The organism is Halomonas sp. 707D4 (assembly GCF_024158685.1).
Lineage (GTDB): Bacteria > Pseudomonadota > Gammaproteobacteria > Pseudomonadales > Halomonadaceae > Vreelandella.
Window position 1 is genome coordinate 1 of sequence record NZ_JAMZBD010000351.1, and the last position, 3,334, is coordinate 3,334.

Consider the following 3,334-nt stretch of genomic DNA (forward strand, 5'->3'; position numbering starts at 1 on the left):
GTTCATCCAGATCTCGCCGGCTTCGTCGGAGATCAGGATGATCGCCATGCCCTGGTCGGCAAGGTTGCGGATGATCTCGAAGATGCCCGCCTTGGCACCGACGTCCACGCCGATGGTCGGGCAGTCGAGGATCAGGACGTCCGGCTCGGTGGCCAGCCACTTGGCCAGCGCCACGCGCTGCTGGTTGCCGCCGGAGAGCGACGACACCGCAAGCGTCGGGTCGCTCACCTTGGTCTTGAGCTCCTTGATCCAGTGCGCGGTGAGCGCCTTGATGCGCCCGGGCGACAGGAAGCCGCGCGGCTTCTCGAGCGCGGGCAGCACCGTCACGGCGCTGTTCATCTCGATCGACTGGTTCTGCACCAGTCCCAGATTCAGCCGGTCCTCCGAGAGGTAGGCGATCTGATGGCGCACGGCGTCGCGGTTCGAGCGCAGTTTCAAGGGCTTGCCATCCTTGAACATCCGCCCGCCGGTGGGCCGGGTCATGCCGAAGATCGTGTGGGCGAGCTCGCTGCGCCCGGCGCCGAGCAGCCCGGTCAAGCCCAGGATCTCGCCGCGGTGCAGGGTGAAGGAGACGTTCTCGAACTCGCCTTCACGGCTCAGTTCCTGAAGCTCCAGCACCGGCGCGCCTTTCCAGGCGCTCTTCCTGGGCGTGTGTTCGAGCTCGAGACCGGTCATCAGCGTGGAGAGCCGCGCCTGGGTCATGCCCTCGGTGGGGTAGGTGCCCACCAGGCGGCCGTTTCTCAGCACCGTGACGCGCTGGCAGACGTCCAGCACTTCCGCCAGGCGGTGGCTGACCAGCACGATCGAGATGCCCTGGTCGGCGAGCGAGCGGGTGATGTCGAGCAGCGACTGCACTTCCTTGTAGGTCAGCGAGGCGGTCGGCTCGTCCATGAAGATGATGCTGGCGCCGGCGCGCAGCACCCGGCAGATCGCCACCAGCTGGCGATGGGCGATGGAGAGCTCCTCGACCCGGGCGGCGGGGTCGAGATCGAGCCCGAACCGGGCGATGATCTCGCGTGCCTCGTCGAGTGCGCGCCTGGCGGAAAGCGGGCGCCAGGGGCGGGCCACGTAGTCGTCGAAGACGATGTTCTCCGCCACGGTGAGGTGGGGAAAGAGCGCCAGATCCTGCCAGATGACGTGGATACCGCGGTTTCTGGCCTCGAGCGGGCTGATTGCGGACAGCGTCTCGTCGCCGAAGGTGAATTCCACCCCGGGTTCGGGGGTGTAGACGCCGTTGATGATCTTGATCAGGGTGCTCTTGCCGCAGCCGTTCTCGCCGGCCAGGCACAGCACCTCGCCCCGGCGCAGCTCGAACTCGACGTCGTCGAGCACGCGGCTCTGACCGAATACCTTGCTGACATGACGCGCGCGAATCGCGATATCGCTCATCGGCGGCTTCTCTCTGGACATGGGGGTTCTCTTCACATGACTGCCGCGCTCGAGGAGCGCGGCAGGCGTTTTACACGGTTCGAACAGCGCGGGTTCAGAGGCCGAGTTCGGCCAGCGCGTCGACGCTGTCGGCGTTGAGTTCCACGGGCTTGGCGGCGAAGATCGTGTGGCCGTCGAGGGTGATCTCGCCCAGCACCGGAAGCGTGTCGCCATCGCTCACCTCGCCGCCCTCGTAGAGCAGGTGGCCCAGCGCCACGAACGCCTGGCCGGCTTCCAGCGGGCTCCACTGGAAACCGCCGGTGATCACGCCCTCGTGCACCAGCCGGCGGCCCTGGCCCGGCGAGAACAGGCCCATCACGGCGACGTCGCCGGCAAGTCCCCGCTCCTTCACCGCCCGGGCCGCCCCGATGGTGCCTTGGCTGCCGAAGGACATGATGCCGGCCAGGTCCTCGTGGGCGCGCAGCAGGTCGAGCGTGGTGCTGCGGCTGTCATCGACGCTCTCCGCCACGCCGAAGCGCTCCGCCGCCGGGGTCAGGCCCGGGCAGTTCTCTTCCAGCCAGTTCACCGCAGCGTCCGCCCAGGCGTTGTGGGCCGGCACGCTCAGGCCGCCCACGTAAACGGCGTAGGAGCCCTCGCAGCCGGTGGTGTCCGCCATGAGGCGTGCGTGCTCTTCGCCGAGCTGCTGGGCGGAGATCATCTCGAAGTCGTAGTCGATGTTGACCGACTCGGGGCTTTCGTGGGTCAGCACGATGATGCCCTGGCTGCGGGCGCGCTCGAGCACCGGCTCCAGCACTTCACGGTCGTTGGGCACCACGCCGATGACGTCCACGCCACGGCTGATCAGATCCTCGATGGCGCGTACCTGCAGGGCCGGGTCGGCGCTGGTGGGACCGACCATGTAGGCCTCCACGCCCAGCTCCTCACCCATCTGCTCGATCCCCTTTTCCATGGCGTTGAACCAGGGAATGCCGCCCACTTTAGCCACCACGGCGATGGTCGGGGGCTGCTGGGCCAGGGCGGTGGCGCTGGCCAGTGCGCCGGTAAGCGTTGCGGCGGCCAGAAGAGCTCTTTGTGTCATCGTCTTTTCCTGTGCGGGTGGCGAACGAAGCCAGCGAAATGGGTGTCCCGAGTAACGTCGTCCGACGACCATCGGTGCGGCCCGTCTTTTTTTCTTCGATCTTCGAAAGGTGTGTTTCGAGTGAATTAACAGAGACTTGGGCGCCGTAAGCAATCATCGACAACGAAACATGCACAATCGGTTGTGCAAAGTGTATCATTGTTGCGCGGCGTCATCACGTCAATGCGACTTTTATCTACTGCAAGGAGCTGCCACGTGGCCAGTGACTCAGCCAAACGGCTCACCATCTACGATCTCGCCCGGCTTGCCGAGACCTCGCCAAGCACCGTCAGCGCGGTGCTCAACGGCTCCTGGAAGCGCCGGCGCATCAGCCAGAAGCTGGCCGACAAGATCCTCACCCTGGCACAGTCGGAAGGCTATTCCGCCAACATGCAGGCCCGGGCGCTGCGCCGCGAGCGCTCGGGCATCATCGGCATGATCCTGCCGCTCTACGACAACCGCTACTTCAGCTCCATCGCCCAGCACTTCGAAGCCCAGGCGCGCAAGCGCGGGCTGTTCGCCATCGTTGCCTGCACCAACCGCGACCCGGCCCAGGAGCGCGAGGCGGCGCGGATGATGCTCGCCTACCGGGTGGAGTGTCTGGTGAGCACCGGCGCTACCGACCCGGACACCATCTCCCTCATGTGCGAGGAGGCGGGCGTGGCCAGCCTCAATCTGGACCTGCCGGGAAGCAAGGCGCCGTCGATCATCTCCGACAACCGCGACGGCGCGCGCCGCCTGACGCTGGCGATCCTCGATCGGCTGGACGCAAACGGCGCCGCGCAGAGCGACGGCGTGCTGTTCATCGGCGGGCGCGGGGAGGACCAC

3 protein-coding genes are annotated in these 3,334 nt (G+C 66.6%); 1 reads left to right on the forward strand and 2 read right to left on the reverse strand.

What is annotated here, in order from left to right; all coding sequences use genetic code 11:
• Together BIS11_RS13430 and BIS11_RS13435 are read right to left on the reverse strand one after the other, a co-directional pair.
• On the reverse strand, nucleotides 1–1,410 hold a 1,410-nt coding region (locus BIS11_RS13430; protein WP_253586259.1), incomplete at its 3' end, for a sugar ABC transporter ATP-binding protein.
• Nucleotides 1,411–1,483: 73 nt separating this feature from the next.
• Entirely contained in the window at nucleotides 1,484–2,467 is a 984-nt protein-coding gene (locus BIS11_RS13435; protein ID WP_253424035.1) for a substrate-binding domain-containing protein, read from the reverse strand.
• Between the two features lie 255 nt (nucleotides 2,468–2,722).
• On the opposite strand from BIS11_RS13435, the gene BIS11_RS13440 reads away from it, so the two are divergent.
• The coding region (locus BIS11_RS13440; protein ID WP_253586260.1) for a LacI family DNA-binding transcriptional regulator at nucleotides 2,723–3,334 on the forward strand (612 nt) is incomplete at its 3' end.